Genomic DNA, 15,172 nt, shown 5'->3' on the forward strand with positions numbered 1-15,172 from the left:
GGTCGATGTCCCCGCGGGGCAACATGTAGCGCAGCGACGCACCAGGCCAGGGTTCCGTCCGTTTTTCAATCCCCGGTTCGTTTCGTCTCTCGCTGCCGCGCTGGCGGGAGGGGCCCGGACATTCTCGGAACGCCATGTCGCTGATACTGATCCTCGCTCTGCCGTTTGCCGGCAGCCTGTGCGCCGCGCTGTTGCCTTCCAACGCCCGCAATGCCGAGGCCTGGTTGGCGGGCATCATCGCCCTGGTCTGCGTGGTGCTGGTGGCGAGCCTCTATCCCGACGTCGCCAACGGCGGCGTGATCCGCGCCGACATGCCCTGGGCGCCCGCGCTGGGGCTGCAATTCACCCTGCGCATGGACGGCTATGCCTGGCTGTTCGCCTTGATCGTCTCGGGCATGGGCGCGCTGGTGGTGCTGTATGCGCGCTATTACATGTCGCCGGAAGACCCGGTGCCGCGCTTTTTCTCGTTCTTCCAGGCCTTCATGGCCGCCATGCTCGGCGTGGTGCTGTCGGGCAACCTGATCCAACTGGTCATGTTCTGGGAAATGACCAGCCTGGCCTCGTTCATGCTGATCGCCTACTGGCATCACCGCCTGGATGCCCGTCGTGGCGCGCGCATGGCGCTGACGGTGACCGGCGCCGGCGGCCTGTGCCTGCTGGCCGGGGTGCTGATCCTGGGCCACATCGTCGGCAGTTACGACATGGACCGGGTGCTGGCCGCTGGCGACCTGGTGCGCGCCGACCCCTGGTATCCGGCCGTGCTGGTGCTGGTGGCCCTGGGCGCGCTGACCAAGAGCGCGCAGTTTCCGTTTCATTTCTGGCTGCCCAACGCCATGGCCGCGCCCACGCCGGTGTCGGCGTACCTGCACTCGGCCACGATGGTCAAGGCCGGCGTGTTCCTGCTGGCGCGCTTCTGGCCGGTGCTGGCCGGCACCGACGAATGGTTCTGGATCATCGGCGGCGCTGGCCTCATCACCCTGGTACTGGGCGGCTATGCCGCCATCTTCCAGCAGGACATGAAGGGGGTGCTGGCGTATTCGACCATCAGCCACCTGGGCCTGATCACATTGCTGCTGGGACTGAACAGCTCGCTGGCGCTGGTGGCGGCGGTGTTCCACATGGTCAACCACGCCACCTTCAAGGCGTCGCTGTTCATGGCGGCCGGCATCGTCGACCATGAAACCGGCACGCGCGACCTGAGCCGCCTGTCCGGCCTGTACAAGGCCATGCCGATCACCGCCACGCTGGCCATGGTGGCGGCGGCCTCGATGGCCGGGGTGCCGCTGCTCAACGGCTTCATCTCCAAGGAAATGTTCTTCGCCGAGACCACCTTCGTCAGTGGCGATGTGGTGACGAAGGTGGGGCTGCCGTTGGCGGCCACCGTGGCGGGCGCCTTCAGCGTGGCCTATTCGCTGCGTTTCATCTTGCAGGTGTTCTTCGGCCCGCCGGCTACCGACCTGCCGCGCGCGCCGCACGAGCCGCCGGGCTGGATGCTGCTGCCCAGCGGCCTGCTGGTGCTGATGTGCCTGGTAGTGGGCATCCTGCCGGGTGTGACCCTGGGGCCGTTCCTGGCCACGGCGGCGCGGAGCATCCTGGGCGCCGACATGCCCGAATACAGCCTGGCGGTCTGGCACGGCGTCAACCTGCCGCTGGTGATGAGCTTCGTGGCCATGACCTCGGGCGTCTTCCTGTACCTGGCGCTGCGCGCGCATCAGCGCGCCAATCCGGGCCGGGTGCCGTTCATCTACCACCTGGACGGCCGCCGTTCGTTCGAGGCGCTGCTGGACGGCTCCAGTGTGGCCGCCTCCTGGTTGCTGCGCTGGCTGGCCTCGTCGCGCCTGCAGGTGCAGATGGTATTGATCGTGCTGGGCACGCTGTTCGTGGCCTGGCTGCCGCTGCGCGCGGGGGGCTGGCTGGCGGGCAGCGGCCGCGCCACCAGCGTCGACCCGGCGTTCGCGCTGCTGTGGCTGGTGGGCTGCGTCTGCGCCGTGGCGGCCGCCTATCAGGCCAAGTACCACCGCCTGGCGTCGCTGGCGCTGGCCGGCGGCGCCGGGCTGGTGACCTGCCTCACGTTCGTGTGGTTCTCCGCGCCCGACCTGGCGCTGACGCAGCTCTCGGTCGAGGTGGTGACCGTGGTGCTGTTGCTGCTGGGCCTGCGCTGGCTGCCGCGGCGTATCGCGCAGGACGAGGACGAAGGCCTGGGCGCCACGCTGCGCGCGCGCGGCCGCCGCCTGCGCGACCTGTTGCTGGCCACTGCCGCCGGCACCGGCATGGCGGCGCTGGCCTACGCGGTGCTGGTGCGGCCGCGGACCGACACCATTTCCTCATACTTCGTCGACCGCGCGCTGCCTGACGGCGGCGGCACCAATGTGGTCAACGTGATCCTGGTGGACTTCCGCGGTTTCGACACCTTCGGCGAAATCACCGTGTTGGGCATCGTGGCGCTGACGGTCTACGCGCTGCTGCGCCGCTTCCGTCCGGCGCCCGAAAGCGCCGACCTGCCGCGCCAGCAGATCGACCAGGACGGCCCGGTGCCGGCCGCGCCCGACATCAAGGCGCGGGTGCCGGCCGGTCCCATGATGGTGCCCACGGTGCTGGTGCGCCTGCTGCTGCCGACCGCGGCGCTGATCTCGGTGTATTTCCTGCTGCGCGGCCACAATCAGCCCGGCGGCGGGTTCGTCGGCGGCCTGGTCTTTGCCACCGCCGTGATCCTGCAATACATGGTGGGCGGGGTCTACTGGGTCGAGTCGCGCAGCCGCCTGAATCCGCAGAACTGGATCGGCATCGGCCTGCTGTTCGCGGGCTCGGCGGCATTGGCGGCCTGGCTCGCCTACAAGCCGTTCCTGGCCGCGTTGGCCTGGGACATCGCCTTGCCGCTGGTGGGCCACGTGCACCTGTCCAGCGTGTTGCTGTTCGACCTGGGCGTCTACATGCTGGTGGTCGGATCCACGGTGCTGGTGCTGGTGGCGCTGGCTCACCAATCGCTGCGCGCGCAACGCAAGGCAGCCGCCGAAAGCCAGGCGGCCGCCGCACAAACGGGGGAAGCCTGATGGAATTGATTTACGCCGTCGCGATCGGCGTGCTGGCGGGCTCGGGGGTCTGGCTGCTGCTGCGGCCGCGCACCTTCCAGTTCATCATGGGCCTGTCGCTGGTGTCCTACGCGGTCAACCTGTTCATCTTCGGCATGGGCCGGCTGACCTCGGGCCGGCCGCCGGTGGTGGACCCGGCCACGGCCCATGATCCTTCCTGGTACGCCGATCCGCTGCCGCAGGCCCTGGTGCTGACGGCCATCGTGATCGGCTTTGCCACCACCGCGCTGTTCCTGGTGGTGCTGCTGGCTTCACGCGGTTTGACGGGCACCGACCACGTCGATGGACGGGAGTCCCAATCTTGAGTTTCTGGCTGCAACATCTTCCCATCCTGCCCATCATCGCGCCGCTGCTGGCCGGCGCCGCGATGCTGCTGCTGGGCGACACGCGCCGCTACACGCGCGGCGCCATCGCCATGGTGTCCACGGCGGCCCAGCTGGCCGCCGCCATTGCCCTGCTGGCGGTGGCCGGCGGCGCGGTGCCGGGTGTCTGGCCCGAGGGCGTCGGCGTCTACCTAGTGGGCGACTGGCCCGCGCCCTTCGGCATCGTGTTGGTGGTGGACCGCCTGGCCGCCGTCATGCTGACCCTGACGGCGGTGCTGGGCCTGGCCACGCTGACCTACGCGCTGGCGCGCTGGGACCGTGCCGGGGTGCATTTCCATTCGCTGTTCCAGTTCCTGCTGATGGGCCTGAATGGCGCCTTCCTGACCGGCGACCTGTTCAACCTGTTCGTGTTCTTCGAGGTGCTGCTGGCCGCGTCCTATGGCCTGTTGCTGCATGGCTCGGGCGTGGCGCGCGTCAGCGCCGGCCTGCAGTACATCGCGGTCAACCTGGTGGCCTCGTTCCTGCTGCTGATCAGCATCGCGCTGATCTACGGCGTGACCGGCACGCTCAACATGGCCGACCTGGCGCTGCGTGCCGGCAACCTGACCGGTTCGGACCGCATGCTGTTCGAGGCCGGCGCCGCCATCCTTGGCGTGGCCTTCCTGGTGAAGGCGGGGGCCTGGCCGCTGAACTTCTGGCTGGTCAAGGGGTACGGCTCGGCCGGCGCGCCAATCGCGGCCATGTTCTCGATCATGACCAAGGTCGGCATCTACGCGCTGCTGCGCATCGGTTCGCTGCTGCTGCCGACCGGCGCGCCGGCCGCTTTCAGCCTGGATTGGATGTTCGCCGCCGGCCTGGCCACGCTGCTGTTCGGCGGCCTGGGCCTGTTGGCCACGCAGCAGCTCGAAAAGATGGTGGGGTATTGCGTCATCGTCTCGGCCGGCACGCTGTTGACGGCGCTGGGCATGCCGGGCGTGACGCTGACCGGCCCGGCGCTGTTCTACCTGATCAGTTCGGTGCTGACCACGGGCGCCTTCTTCCTGCTGGCCGAACTCATCGAGCGCACGCGCAGCTTCGGCGCCAACGTGCTGGCGGTGACGCTGGACGCCTTCGACCTGGACGACCCGGCCTCGGTGAACCGCTCCGACGACGTGGTCGGCGTCGCCATCCCGGCGGCCATGGCGTTCCTCGGCCTGGCGTTCATCTGCTGCGCCTTGCTGGTGACGGGGTTGCCGCCGTTGTCGGGCTTCGTCGCCAAGTTCTCGTTGTTGTCAGCCGCCGTTTCGGCGGCCAATGAATCGGCGCCGCCGATGGATGCCTGGATCCTGGTGGCCGCGGTGCTGGTGTCCGGCCTGGCGGGCCTGATCGGCCTGGGCCGCACCGGCATCCGCGTGTTCTGGGCCAGCGACGAGCGCAGCACGCCGCGCCTGCGGGTGATCGAGGCGGGGCCGGTGGCGGTTCTGCTGCTGCTGTGCGTGGGCCTGGCGGCCGGCGCGGGCCCGGTGTCGGCCTACCTGGACGACGCCGCGCGCTCGCTGGATCAGCCCACGAGCTATATCGACGCCGTCATGTCCGCGCAGACGGTGCGCGCCGCGCAAGGAGGAAGCTGATGCGCCGCCTGTATTTCCTCTTCCTGCCCGTGTTCCTGTTCGTGCTGTGGCTGGTGCTGAACGAAAGCCTGTCGTCCGGCCAGATCGCGCTGGGCGTGGCGCTGGCGCTGTGGTTCACCTGGGCCGCCTCGCGCCTGCGGCCGTTGCATGCCAAGCCGCGGCGCCTGTGGAAAGTGATTCCGCTGTTTCTGCACGTGACCGTGGACATCATCAAGTCCAACGTCGCCGTCGCCCGGCTGATCCTGAACCCGCGGCCCAACGATTTCTCGCCCGGGTTCATCAAGATCCCGCTGACCATGCGCGACCCGCACGGCCTGGCCATGCTGGCCTGCATCGTCACCTACACGCCCGGCACCGTCTGGGTCGAGTTGGGCGATGACCACCGCCTCAAGCTGCACGTACTCGATCTGCAGAACGAGGATGACTGGGTGCGCCTGGTGCAAGACCGCTACGAGCGCCCCTTGATGGAGATTTTCGAATGAACGCCATACTGTATTGGGCGGCTTCCTTTGCCCTGGTCTGCTTCGCGCTGGGCATGGTGTTCGCCACCGTCCGTCTGCTGCGCGGCCCCACCGCGCAGGATCGCGTGCTGGCGCTGGACACGCTCTACATCAATGGCATGTTGACCATGCTGGTGTTCGGCATCCGCTCGGGGACGCCGGTGTATTTCGACATTGCGTTGCTGATCGCGCTGTTCGGTTTCGTGGGCTCCACGGCCATGGCCCGCTTCCTGCTGCGCGGCGAGGTGATCGAGCCATGATCGAGAATCTGCCCCTGTGGGCCAGCATCCCGGCCAGCATCCTGCTGGTGCTGGGCGGTCTGCTGGCGCTGACCGGCTCGGCCGGCCTGCTGCGCTTTCGTTCCTTCTACGCCCGCATCCACGCCCCGACACTGGGCAACACGCTGGGCTGCGGCTGCGTGCTGGCCGCCTCGATCCTGGTGTTCTCGGTGCTGTCGGCGCGGCCGGTGTTTCACGAAGTGATCATCACCTTGCTGCTGGTGGTGTCGTCGCCGGTGACGGCGATGCTGCTGATGCGCGCGGCGGTGTACCGTAACCGTTTGACCAAGGCCGACGCCGACCTGGATGCGCGTTAGGCAGCCGGGGGAGGGAACCGCGCACGGGGGGACGCATCGACCCCTTTTGCGCGGGTGCCTTGCGCGGGCGCAATGAATATTGCGCCGCAGTATTGGAAACTTCAGCTTACGATTGCACGTTGCTGGACATGTCCCCCGCGCCTCATCGTGGGATAGTGATACCAAGCAGACGGCGCCGGCCCACCAGGCCGCGCCGTCCGGGTTCAATCCTCTTTCTCCAAGGAGCTGGCCATGAATGTACGTCCCATGCACACCAAACGCCTTGCGGCATCCCTTTGCGCGGCGGGCCTGATGCTGGCCGCGGGAGCGGCCCAGGCGGCCGATCCGATCGGCCGCGCCGGCATCCAGGCGCAGTACGAACAGGATGTGGCGGCTTGCAAGAACGGCAGCACCGGACAGGAACTCACCGCCTGCATGCGCGAGGCCGGCGCCGCCCGCCAGGAAGCCATGCGCCAACAGCTGAGCGACGGTTCCTCCGACCAGCACCAGCAGAACATGCTGGATCGCTGCAACCGCCTGCCTGCCGATTCGCGCCAGGACTGCATCACGCAGATGACCTCGCCCACCCAGGTGCGCGGCAGCGTGCAGGGCGGTGGCGTGCTGCGCGAGACGGTGATCCAGGTGCCGGCCGGCACCGCCGGCGCGGTGCCGCCGCCTCCGCCCCCGGCCGCCGCGCCCGGCATGGCGCCCGCCCCGGGCATGGCGCCGCCGCCCGCGCCGATGCGCCCGTAACGGCGCTCGACCGGCCAGGGGAGGGCGTCGCGCGCCCTTTCCCCGTGCGCCGGCGGCGCGGCCGCCGCCACAATCAGGCAAAATGGCGGCTGTCGCCCTTACTTACGCATATCCATGTCCGACGTCATCGCCCTGATTTTCGACTTCGACGACACGCTGGCCTCGGACAGCACGTCCGGTTTCCTGGACAGCATCGGGGTGGACACGGCGTCCTTCTGGAAAGACCAGGTCGACCCGCTGCTGTCCAACCAGGACTGGGACCCTGTTCCCGCCTATCTCTACCAGATGATCCAGCTCTCGCGCGAGGGCAAGCACGGCCTCATCACGCAGCAACGGCTGCGCGACTGGGGCGCGCGGCTTGAACTGCATGATGGCGTGGCCACGCTGTTCCCGCGCCTGCGCGCGGCGGTGCGGGCCGCGCAGCCGCAGGTGCAGTTGGAGTTCTATCTGATCTCCAGCGGCATCGGCGACGTAGTGCGTTCCACGCCCATTGCCCACGAATTCACCGAGATCTGGGCTTCCGAATTCACCTATGGCGCCGACGGCGGCATCGAGTTCCCGCGCCGCATCGTCAGCTTCACCGATAAGACGCGCTACCTGTTCCACATCCAGAAGGGCATCATCGGCCGCGATTTCCGCAACAAGCCGTTCGAGGTCAACCGCAAGGTGCCCGAGGACCGACTGCGGGTGCCGTTCGACCAGATGGTGTTCGTCGGCGACGGCTACACCGACATCCCGTGCTTTTCGCTGATCCGCCGCGCCGGCGGCTACGCCTTCGGCGTCTGGGATCCCAAGCACCGCGACAAGCGCAGCCGCGCCTGGGGCTTCATCGAGGAAGGGCGGGTGTCGAACCTGAACCAGGCCCGCTACGACGAAAACGCCGAACTCTACCAATGGCTGGAAGAGGCCGTCACCAGCCTGGCCGGCCGCATCGCGCTCAAGTCGCGGGTGTACCGTGGTTGAGCCGGCCGCCATGGCGGCGTTGCCGCCCTGGACCGCGCAGGATGCCGAATTCATGACGCTGGCGCTGGAACAGGCGCAGGCGGCCTACGCCATCGGCGAGGTGCCGGTGGGCGCGCTGGTGGTCTCGGCCCAGGGCGATATCCTGGGGCGCGGCTACAATCGCACCATCATCGACCACGATCCCACCGCGCATGCCGAGATCGTGGCCCTGCGGGGGGCCGCCCGCGCGCTCGAAAACTACCGCCTGCCGGGCATCAGCGTGTACGTCACCCTGGAACCCTGCGTCATGTGCATCGGCGCCATGCTGCACGCGCGGCTGGCGCGGGTGGTGTTCGGCGCGTACGACCCCAAGACCGGCGCTTGCGGTAGCGTGCTCGACGTGGGCTCGGTGCCCAGGCTCAATCATCACACTTCAGTCACCGGCGGCGTGCTGGCGGAACCTTGCGGCGAGCTGCTGCGCCGGTTCTTCCGTGAACGCCGCGCCAAGGAATCCATCGCATGAGCAACACCCGAGGCGCCAAGGCGCGCGGCGCCAAAGCGGCCGCCGCCCCGGCCCACCCGCGCGCCAGCGGCGCGCACGACCCCGATCACGAATGCGGCGAGGCCTGCGGCCATGACCACGGCCACGAGCCGGGCCATGTCCACAGCTTGCCGGACGCGCGCGGCATCTACCTGATCTCGCCGTCGTCGGCGGTGCGCGATCCGCAGACCGTCGAACGGGCGCGCGAGCGCCTGGCCGCGCAGGGCTTCAAGACCGCGCTGGATCGCACCGCGCTGGCCGAGCACCAGCGCTTCGCCGGCACCGACGCGCAGCGTCTGGCCAGCCTGACGCGCGCCATCAAGCAGAAGCTGCCGATCGTCATGGTGACGCGCGGCGGCTATGGCATGGGCCGGCTGCTGCACGCAATCGACTGGAAGGCCATGGCCGACAGCGGCAAGCGCTTTGTCGGCATGAGCGATTTCACCGCCTTCAATCTGGCGCTGCTGGCGCAGACCGGCGCGGTCAGCTACACCGGCGCCACCGCGGTGGCCGACTTCGGCGGCAAGAAGGTCGACGACCTGACCGAAGCCTTGTTCGGCGAAGTCATGCGCGGCGAACTGGAAATCCTCAGCTTCGAGACCCAGGACGCCGACCCGGTCGATTGCCGCGGCATCCTGTGGGGCGGCAACCTGGCCATGCTGACCTCGCTGGTGGGCACGCCGTACCTGCCCAAGGTGCGCGGCGGCATCCTGTTCCTGGAAGACGTGGCCGAGCATCCCTACCGCATCGAGCGCATGCTGATCCAGCTTTGGCAGGCCGGGATCCTGGGCAAGCAGAAGGCCATCGTGCTGGGCCGCTTCTCCGACTACAAACTGGCGCCGCACGACAAGGGCTACGACCTGCCCGAAGTGGTGGCGTGGCTGCGCAGGACGGTCAAGGTGCCGGTGGTGACCGGCTTGCCGTATGGCCATGTGGCCACCAAGGCGACGCTGCCGATCGGCCAGAAGGTCGGCATCGCCACCGAGAAGGGCCTGGCCCACCTGGTGCTGGACGAGCACCAGCACTGAGGCCGTTGCGCACCTGGTTTTTCCGACCGCCCGGCCCGAGCCGGGCGGTATGCCATCCGGGCTTGGTACACTATCGGGTTTCGCCGCATGCCGGCGTTGTCGCGCCATCCTGGCGCCGCATCCATTTTCCCGCTGCTAAAACACCGTGATATCCACCGCCAATCTCACCATCCAGTTCGGTCCCAAGCCCCTTTTCGAGAACGTCAGCGTCAAGTTCGGGGAAGGCAACCGCTACGGGCTGATCGGGGCCAACGGGTCCGGCAAGTCGACGTTCATGAAGATTATCGGCGGCGACCTGGAGTCGTCGGCCGGCAACGTCTCGCTGGAGCCGGGCGTGCGCCTGGGCAAGCTGCGCCAGGACCAGTTCGCCTTCGAGGATCTGCGCGTGCTGGATGTGGTGATGATGGGCCACACCGAGATGTGGGCCGCGATGTCCGAGCGCGACGCGATCTACGCCAACCCGGAAGCGACCGAAGACGACTACATGCGCGCGGCCGATCTGGAGGCCAAGTTCGCCGAATATGACGGCTATACCGCCGAAGCGCGTGCCGGCGAGCTGCTGCTGGGCCTGGAAATCGCCGTCGACCAGCACAACCTGCCGATGCGCGAAGTGGCGCCGGGCTGGAAGCTGCGCGTGCTGCTGGCGCAGGCGCTGTTCTCGAACCCGGACGTGCTGCTGCTGGACGAGCCGACCAACAACCTGGACATCAACACCATCCGCTGGCTGGAAAACGTGCTCAACAGCTACCAGAGCACGATGATCATCATCAGCCACGATCGCCACTTCCTGAATCAGGTCTGCACCCACATGGCCGACCTGGACTATGGCGAGATCCGCATCTACCCGGGCAACTACGACGATTACATGCTGGCCTCGACCCAGGCGCGCGAGCGCCTGGTGGCCAACAACGCCAAGGCCAAGGAACGCGTGGCCGAACTGCAGGACTTCGTGCGCCGCTTCGCCGCCAACAAGTCCAAGTCGCGCCAGGCCACTTCGCGCCTGAAGCAGATCGACCGCATCAAGGCCGAGCAGGTCGTGGTCAAGCCGTCGTCGCGCCAGAACCCGTACATCCGCTTCGAGCAGAACAAGGTCATGCACCGCCTGGCGGTCACGGTCGAGAACCTGTCCAAGTCCTACGACGCGCCCGTGATCCGCAACTTCTCGGCCATGGTCGATGCCGGCGAGAAGATCGCCATCATCGGCGCCAACGGCGTCGGCAAGACGACCTTGCTGCGCCTCTTGGCCACCGACCTGGCGCCGGATGCGGGCAGCGTCAAGTGGTCGGAAAACGCCGACCTGGGCTACATGGCCCAGGATGTGTCGGATCAGTTCCTGCAGACCGACATCAACCTGCTGGACTGGATGGGCGAGCATCGCCAGCCGGGCGACGATGACCAGTCGATCCGTTCGGTGCTGGGCCGCCTGCTGTTCTCGGCCGACGATCTGCCCAAGGCGCCCAAGGTGCTGTCCGGCGGCGAAAAGAACCGCATGACCTTCGGCCGCCTGATGCTTGGCCGGCACAACGTCATGCTGCTCGACGAGCCGACCAACCACCTGGACATGGAATCGATCGAATCGCTGCAGTTCGCGCTGGAAAAGTACGAAGGCACGCTGTTCTTCGTTTCGCACGACCGCGAATTCGTGTCCGGCCTGGCCACCCGCGTGATCGAAATCCTGCCCTCGGGCGAGATCGTCGACTACCGCGGCGGCTACGAAGACTACCTGGCCTCGCGCGGCATCGAAGCCTGATACTCGAAGCCCGATGCCACGGGCCGGATGTCCGGGCCTGATGGCGGGCCTGGTTCCCGGGCCGGGGCGGCTGGCTGGACGGCGTTCAGCCAGCCGCAATCCTGCTGGGCTATCATCCGGGTAAACCTTGGCCCGTTGCGCCAGGTTCCTCCCAGTCTGCCATGCCTCCCACTCCTCATACCACGCCCGATGGCGCGCCCATCGGGACGTTCGCATTGACCGCGCGCATCGTCGCGATCGCGTTTTTCACTTTCATCTGCTATTTGGCCATCGGCCTGCCATTGGCGGTGCTGCCAGGCTACGTGCACGGCCAGCTCGGCTACGGCTCGGTGCTGGCGGGGCTGGCCATCAGCGTGCAGTACGTGGCGACGCTGCTGAGCCGTTCGCACGCCGGGCGCATGGCCGACACCGTGGGCCCCAAGCAGACCGTGGTGATCGGCATGGCCGCCTGCGCCGCCAGCGGCGTGTTTCTGCTGCTGGCGTATGCCTTCGAGCGCAGCGCCTGGCTCAGCCTGGGCGCCATCATCGTCAGCCGCCTGGCGCTGGGCTTCGGCGAAAGCTGGGTCGGCACCGGCTCGGCCACCTGGGCCATCGCCCGGGTCGGCCCGCTGCACACCGCGCGGGTGATCTCCTGGAACGGCATCTGCACCTACGGCGGGCTGGCGCTGGGCGCGCCGCTGGGGGTTTACCTGGAAACCGAGTGGAGCATGGGCGCGCTGGGAGGCGCCGTGCTGCTGCTGGGCCTGGCTGGCCTGGGGCTGGCGCTGGCACGGCCCGCGGTGGCCATCGTCGGCGGGCATCGCATGGCGTTCAAGAGTGTGGTGCTGCGGGTGTTTCCGCATGGCATGGCGCTGGGGTTGGGGTCGGTCGGCTTCGGCACGCTGGCGGCCTTCGTGGCGCTGTATTACGCCAGCTTTTCGTGGGAGGGCGCGGCGCACGCACTCAGCGCCTTCGGTTGCGCCTTCATCGGCGTGCGCCTGCTGTTCGCGGGCACCATCACGCGCTACGGCGGCTTCAAGGTGGCGCAGGTGTCGTTCCTGGTGGAAGCGGCCGGCCTGGCGCTGCTGTGGCTGGCGCCCAATCCCGGCGCCGCGCTGGTGGGCGCGGCCCTGACAGGATGCGGCTTCGCGCTGGTGTTCCCGGCCATCGGCGTCGAGGCGGTGGCGCGCGTGCCGGCCGGCAGCCGCGGCGCGGCGCTGGGGGCGTATTCGGCATTCCTGGACCTGGCGCTGGGCGCCACCGGGCCGGTGGCGGGCTATATCTCGGGCGGCTTCGGCTACCCGGCGATCTTCCTGTCGGCGGCGGTGGCGGTGCTGTTCGGCTTCCTGATCGCGCTCGGCCTGCAGCGGCACGCCGACCGGGCGCGGGCGGCTGCCTGAGCCATCCGGTTATTACCTCGGGCATTAAGGACATGCGATATTTATCGTTTGGATTCATATAACGAATTGTTAGATTAGGCCCGTTGCCCACGCGCGCCGACGATTCGTTTCCATGAACCTGACCTTCGATCACGTCCACAAGCACTTCGGCGACCTGCCGGTCGTCGCTGGCTTCAGCAGTGAATTCAAGACCGGCGAGCTGGTCGCGCTGGTGGGCCCGTCGGGCTGCGGCAAATCGACCCTGCTGCATCTGGCGGCCGGCCTGGAGCAGCCCACGCAAGGGCAGGTGCGGGCGGACGGCAAGGCCGTCACCGGCCCGCATCCCAGCCGCACGCTGGTGTTCCAGGAGCACGCGCTGTATCCCTGGCTGACCCTGGAAGCCAATGTGGCGCTGGCGCTGGAATTCCAGAAGACCCCGAAAAAGCGCGCGCGCGAAGCGGCGCGCGAATGGCTGGCGCGCGTCAGCCTGGCGGGCTTCGAACACTATTACCCGCACCAGGTGTCCGGCGGCATGCGCCAGCGCGCCGCGTTGGCCCGCGCTTTCATCGCGCAGCCGCAGACCATGCTGATGGACGAACCCTTCGGCGCGCTCGACGCGTTGACGCGTCTGGCGCTGCAGGATGTGCTGCGCCAGTTGATCGCGCAGGAAAAACCCACCGTATTGCTGGTGACCCACGACGTCGACGAGGCGCTCTTCCTGGCCGACCGCATCGTGGTGTTCAGCCCGCGTCCGGCGCGCGTGCTGCGCGAATTCAACCTGGCGCACCGCGCCAAGAGCCACGACCTGTCCGACCTGGCCGCCGAGAAGCGCGAGATCCTGCGCCTGCTTGGCATTGCCGTGGACGGTTCTTCGGCGCACGCCGACCTGGCCCTGGCGGCCTGATTCCCCCGATTCCCTGGAGCCTTTCCCATGAAATTCAAGCAATGGCTGTCCCTGCCGCTGGCCGCGGCGCTCCTGGCCGCGGCCCCCGCCATGGCCGCCGAGAAATTCCGCGTCGGCTACCTGCGCGTGATGGACGATGCGCAGGCCATCGTGGCGCAGGAAGGCGGCTACTACAAGAAGGCCGGCCTGGATTCCGAGCTGATCGAGTTCAAGTCGGGCACCGATCTGATCAAGGCCATCGTCGGCGGCCAATTGGACATCGGCGTGCTGGGCTTCACCAACGCCGTGGCCTGGGCCTCCAAGGGCGCGGACCTGAAGGTGGTGGGCGGCGCGCAGCAGGGCTACCACTCGCTGATCGTGCGCGACGATTCGGGCATCAAGGACATTGCCGGCCTGAAGGGCAAGACGCTGGCCTCGCAGGCCGAGGGCAGCACCGCCGACGTGGTGCTCAAGGGCGTGGTGCTCAAGCAGGGCAACCTGGCGGCCGACGACGTCAACGTGATGGGCGTGAGCCCGGCGGTCGCGGTGCAGTCGCTGGTGGGCAAGCGCGTGGACGCGGCCTTCCTGTTCGAACCGTATGACCGCATCGCGCAACTGGTGGCGCCGGTCAAGCAGATCTACGAAGTGGGCCAGGCCTGGCCGTTCCCGTGCATGGTGGTGATCACCTCGGGCGAGACGCTGGCCAAGCGCAAGGACGACGTCTGGAAGGCGCTGGACGCGCAGAACCAGGCCATTGCGCTGCTGCAGAAGGAACCGGCCCAGGCTTCCAAGCTGATCGCCTCGTACTTCATCGCCGAGCCCACGCTCAAGACCCTGAACCGCGGCGAACTGCCGCGCGAGACCGTCATCACCGAAGCCATCAAAACGCAAGTGTTCACGCCCAAGCTGACCGAGAAGGACACCAAGCGCATGCAGGAGATCGCCGATATCCTGCAGGCCCAGGGCTCGCTCAAGACCCGTGACGGCAAGCCGTACGACGTCTCCAGCATCGTCGACCTGTCCTGGCAAGAGGCGCGCAAGCTTTGAGCGCATCGACCCGTGTGACCGGCGCCCGCAAGCATCTGGCGGGCGTGCTGGGCGTCCTGTTCATCCTGGCGCTGTGGCAGACGGCCGCCTTCGCCTTGCCGGACTTCCTGATGCCGGGCGTGCCCGCGGTGCTCGAGCGCCTGTTCGAAGACCTGGGCAAGCAATCGTTTCATCAGAGCCTGATGGGCACGCTGGGCCGCCTGGGCGCGGGCTACGGCCTGGCGCTGGCCGCCGGCATCGGCTTCGGGCTGGTGGCGGCGGTGCTGTTCTTCTTCCGTGAAGTGTTGCGCAGCGCCATCGTCATCCTGCAGTCGATCCCGTCGATTGCGTGGGTGCCGCTGTTCCTGATCGTGATGGGCTTCGGCAGCACGCCGATCATCGTGGTGGTGGCGCTGTCGGCGTTCTTCCCGGCCGCGCTGAGCGTGATGAACGCCACCGAGTCGGTGCAGCGCGTGCACGTGTCGGCCGCCCGCGTGATGGGCGCCACGCCCTGGGGCCTGGTCAAGCGCGTGTACCTGCCGGCCGTCATGCCTGAATTGATCACCGGCGCCCAATTGGCGTTCGGCAACGCCTGGCGCGCGCTGATCTCGGCCGAGATGCTGATCGGCTTCGGCAAGGGCCTGGGCCGTTCGCTGGCCTATTCGGGCGAAATCGCCGACATGACCGGCGTCATGACCAACATCCTGGTCATCGCGGTGCTGGCCGCGCTGATCGACCAGTTCGTGCTCGAGAACCTCAAGCACCGGCTGCTGCGCTATCAGTACGTGTGAGGCC

General features: G+C 67.9%; 15 protein-coding genes. All 15 read left to right on the forward strand.

What is annotated here, in order from left to right; genetic code table 11:
* Window positions 1-134 precede the first annotated feature (134 nt).
* The 15 genes from ACN6O8_RS07335 (at window position 135) to ACN6O8_RS07405 (ending at window position 15,168) form a co-directional block, all read left to right on the forward strand.
* Window positions 135-3,050: a monovalent cation/H+ antiporter subunit A gene (locus ACN6O8_RS07335; protein WP_427990401.1), complete on the forward strand. Its 2,916-nt coding sequence runs from the start codon at window positions 135-137 to the stop codon at window positions 3,048-3,050.
* A complete protein-coding gene (locus ACN6O8_RS07340) occupies window positions 3,050-3,394 on the forward strand; it encodes a Na+/H+ antiporter subunit C (protein ID WP_183013342.1) in 345 nt (114 codons plus the stop codon). Before ACN6O8_RS07335 ends, ACN6O8_RS07340 begins: the two co-directional genes overlap by 1 nt.
* Complete coding sequence (locus tag ACN6O8_RS07345; protein WP_427990402.1) at window positions 3,391-5,022, forward strand: monovalent cation/H+ antiporter subunit D; 1,632 nt, start codon at window positions 3,391-3,393, stop codon at window positions 5,020-5,022. Before ACN6O8_RS07340 ends, ACN6O8_RS07345 begins: the two co-directional genes overlap by 4 nt.
* On the forward strand, window positions 5,022-5,504 hold the full coding sequence (locus ACN6O8_RS07350; protein ID WP_427990403.1) for a Na+/H+ antiporter subunit E: 483 nt from the start codon (window positions 5,022-5,024) through the stop codon (window positions 5,502-5,504). Before ACN6O8_RS07345 ends, ACN6O8_RS07350 begins: the two co-directional genes overlap by 1 nt.
* Window positions 5,501-5,782 (forward strand): K+/H+ antiporter subunit F, encoded by a 282-nt coding sequence (locus ACN6O8_RS07355; RefSeq protein WP_020927460.1) that lies wholly within the window; start codon window positions 5,501-5,503, stop codon window positions 5,780-5,782. The genes ACN6O8_RS07350 and ACN6O8_RS07355 overlap by 4 nt, the downstream gene beginning before the upstream one ends.
* Window positions 5,779-6,117 (forward strand): monovalent cation/H(+) antiporter subunit G, encoded by a 339-nt coding sequence (gene mnhG, locus ACN6O8_RS07360; protein WP_427990404.1) that lies wholly within the window; start codon window positions 5,779-5,781, stop codon window positions 6,115-6,117. Before ACN6O8_RS07355 ends, mnhG begins: the two co-directional genes overlap by 4 nt.
* 231 nt (window positions 6,118-6,348) lie before the next feature.
* On the forward strand, window positions 6,349-6,849 hold the full coding sequence (locus tag ACN6O8_RS07365; protein ID WP_427990405.1) for a hypothetical protein: 501 nt from the start codon (window positions 6,349-6,351) through the stop codon (window positions 6,847-6,849).
* 114 nt (window positions 6,850-6,963) lie between these two features.
* A complete protein-coding gene (locus ACN6O8_RS07370) occupies window positions 6,964-7,812 on the forward strand; it encodes a haloacid dehalogenase-like hydrolase (protein WP_427990406.1) in 849 nt (282 codons plus the stop codon).
* A gap of 10 nt (window positions 7,813-7,822) precedes the next feature.
* Window positions 7,823-8,314, forward strand: a complete 492-nt coding sequence (gene tadA, locus ACN6O8_RS07375; protein ID WP_427990680.1) for a tRNA adenosine(34) deaminase TadA — start codon at window positions 7,823-7,825, stop codon at window positions 8,312-8,314.
* Window positions 8,311-9,360, forward strand: a complete 1,050-nt coding sequence (locus ACN6O8_RS07380) for an LD-carboxypeptidase (RefSeq protein ID WP_427990407.1) — start codon at window positions 8,311-8,313, stop codon at window positions 9,358-9,360. Before tadA ends, ACN6O8_RS07380 begins: the two co-directional genes overlap by 4 nt.
* A 145-nt stretch (window positions 9,361-9,505) precedes the next feature.
* On the forward strand, window positions 9,506-11,110 hold the full coding sequence (locus ACN6O8_RS07385; protein WP_427990408.1) for an ABC-F family ATPase: 1,605 nt from the start codon (window positions 9,506-9,508) through the stop codon (window positions 11,108-11,110).
* A 161-nt stretch (window positions 11,111-11,271) separates the two neighbouring features.
* A complete protein-coding gene (locus tag ACN6O8_RS07390) occupies window positions 11,272-12,489 on the forward strand; it encodes an MFS transporter (protein ID WP_427990409.1) in 1,218 nt (405 codons plus the stop codon).
* Between the two features lie 112 nt (window positions 12,490-12,601).
* The gene (locus ACN6O8_RS07395) at window positions 12,602-13,372 is read left to right on the forward strand and encodes an ABC transporter ATP-binding protein (RefSeq protein WP_427990410.1); all 771 of its coding nucleotides are present in this window, start codon (window positions 12,602-12,604) and stop codon (window positions 13,370-13,372) included.
* A gap of 27 nt (window positions 13,373-13,399) precedes the next feature.
* Window positions 13,400-14,398: an ABC transporter substrate-binding protein gene (locus ACN6O8_RS07400; RefSeq protein WP_427990411.1), complete on the forward strand. Its 999-nt coding sequence runs from the start codon at window positions 13,400-13,402 to the stop codon at window positions 14,396-14,398.
* A complete protein-coding gene (locus tag ACN6O8_RS07405; RefSeq protein WP_241047505.1) occupies window positions 14,395-15,168 on the forward strand; it encodes an ABC transporter permease in 774 nt (257 codons plus the stop codon). Before ACN6O8_RS07400 ends, ACN6O8_RS07405 begins: the two co-directional genes overlap by 4 nt.
* Window positions 15,169-15,172 lie beyond the last annotated feature (4 nt).

The sequence above is a fragment of the Achromobacter sp. genome, assembly GCF_050285565.1.
GTDB lineage: Bacteria > Pseudomonadota > Gammaproteobacteria > Burkholderiales > Burkholderiaceae_B > Achromobacter.

What these genes read in the sequence shown, in the direction of transcription:
- ACN6O8_RS07335 (WP_427990401.1), top strand. Translation starts at nt 135, where the DNA reads ATGTCGCTGATACTGATCCTCGCTCTGCCGTTTGCCGGCAGCCTGTGC.
- ACN6O8_RS07340 (WP_183013342.1), top strand. Translation starts at nt 3,050, where the DNA reads ATGGAATTGATTTACGCCGTCGCGATCGGCGTGCTGGCGGGCTCGGGG.
- ACN6O8_RS07350 (WP_427990403.1), top strand. Translation starts at nt 5,022, where the DNA reads ATGCGCCGCCTGTATTTCCTCTTCCTGCCCGTGTTCCTGTTCGTGCTG.
- ACN6O8_RS07355 (WP_020927460.1), top strand. Translation starts at nt 5,501, where the DNA reads ATGAACGCCATACTGTATTGGGCGGCTTCCTTTGCCCTGGTCTGCTTC.
- mnhG (WP_427990404.1), top strand. Translation starts at nt 5,779, where the DNA reads ATGATCGAGAATCTGCCCCTGTGGGCCAGCATCCCGGCCAGCATCCTG.
- ACN6O8_RS07365 (WP_427990405.1), top strand. Translation starts at nt 6,349, where the DNA reads ATGAATGTACGTCCCATGCACACCAAACGCCTTGCGGCATCCCTTTGC.
- ACN6O8_RS07370 (WP_427990406.1), top strand. Translation starts at nt 6,964, where the DNA reads ATGTCCGACGTCATCGCCCTGATTTTCGACTTCGACGACACGCTGGCC.
- tadA (WP_427990680.1), top strand. Translation starts at nt 7,823, where the DNA reads ATGGCGGCGTTGCCGCCCTGGACCGCGCAGGATGCCGAATTCATGACG.
- ACN6O8_RS07380 (WP_427990407.1), top strand. Translation starts at nt 8,311, where the DNA reads ATGAGCAACACCCGAGGCGCCAAGGCGCGCGGCGCCAAAGCGGCCGCC.
- ACN6O8_RS07390 (WP_427990409.1), top strand. Translation starts at nt 11,272, where the DNA reads ATGCCTCCCACTCCTCATACCACGCCCGATGGCGCGCCCATCGGGACG.
- ACN6O8_RS07395 (WP_427990410.1), top strand. Translation starts at nt 12,602, where the DNA reads ATGAACCTGACCTTCGATCACGTCCACAAGCACTTCGGCGACCTGCCG.
- ACN6O8_RS07400 (WP_427990411.1), top strand. Translation starts at nt 13,400, where the DNA reads ATGAAATTCAAGCAATGGCTGTCCCTGCCGCTGGCCGCGGCGCTCCTG.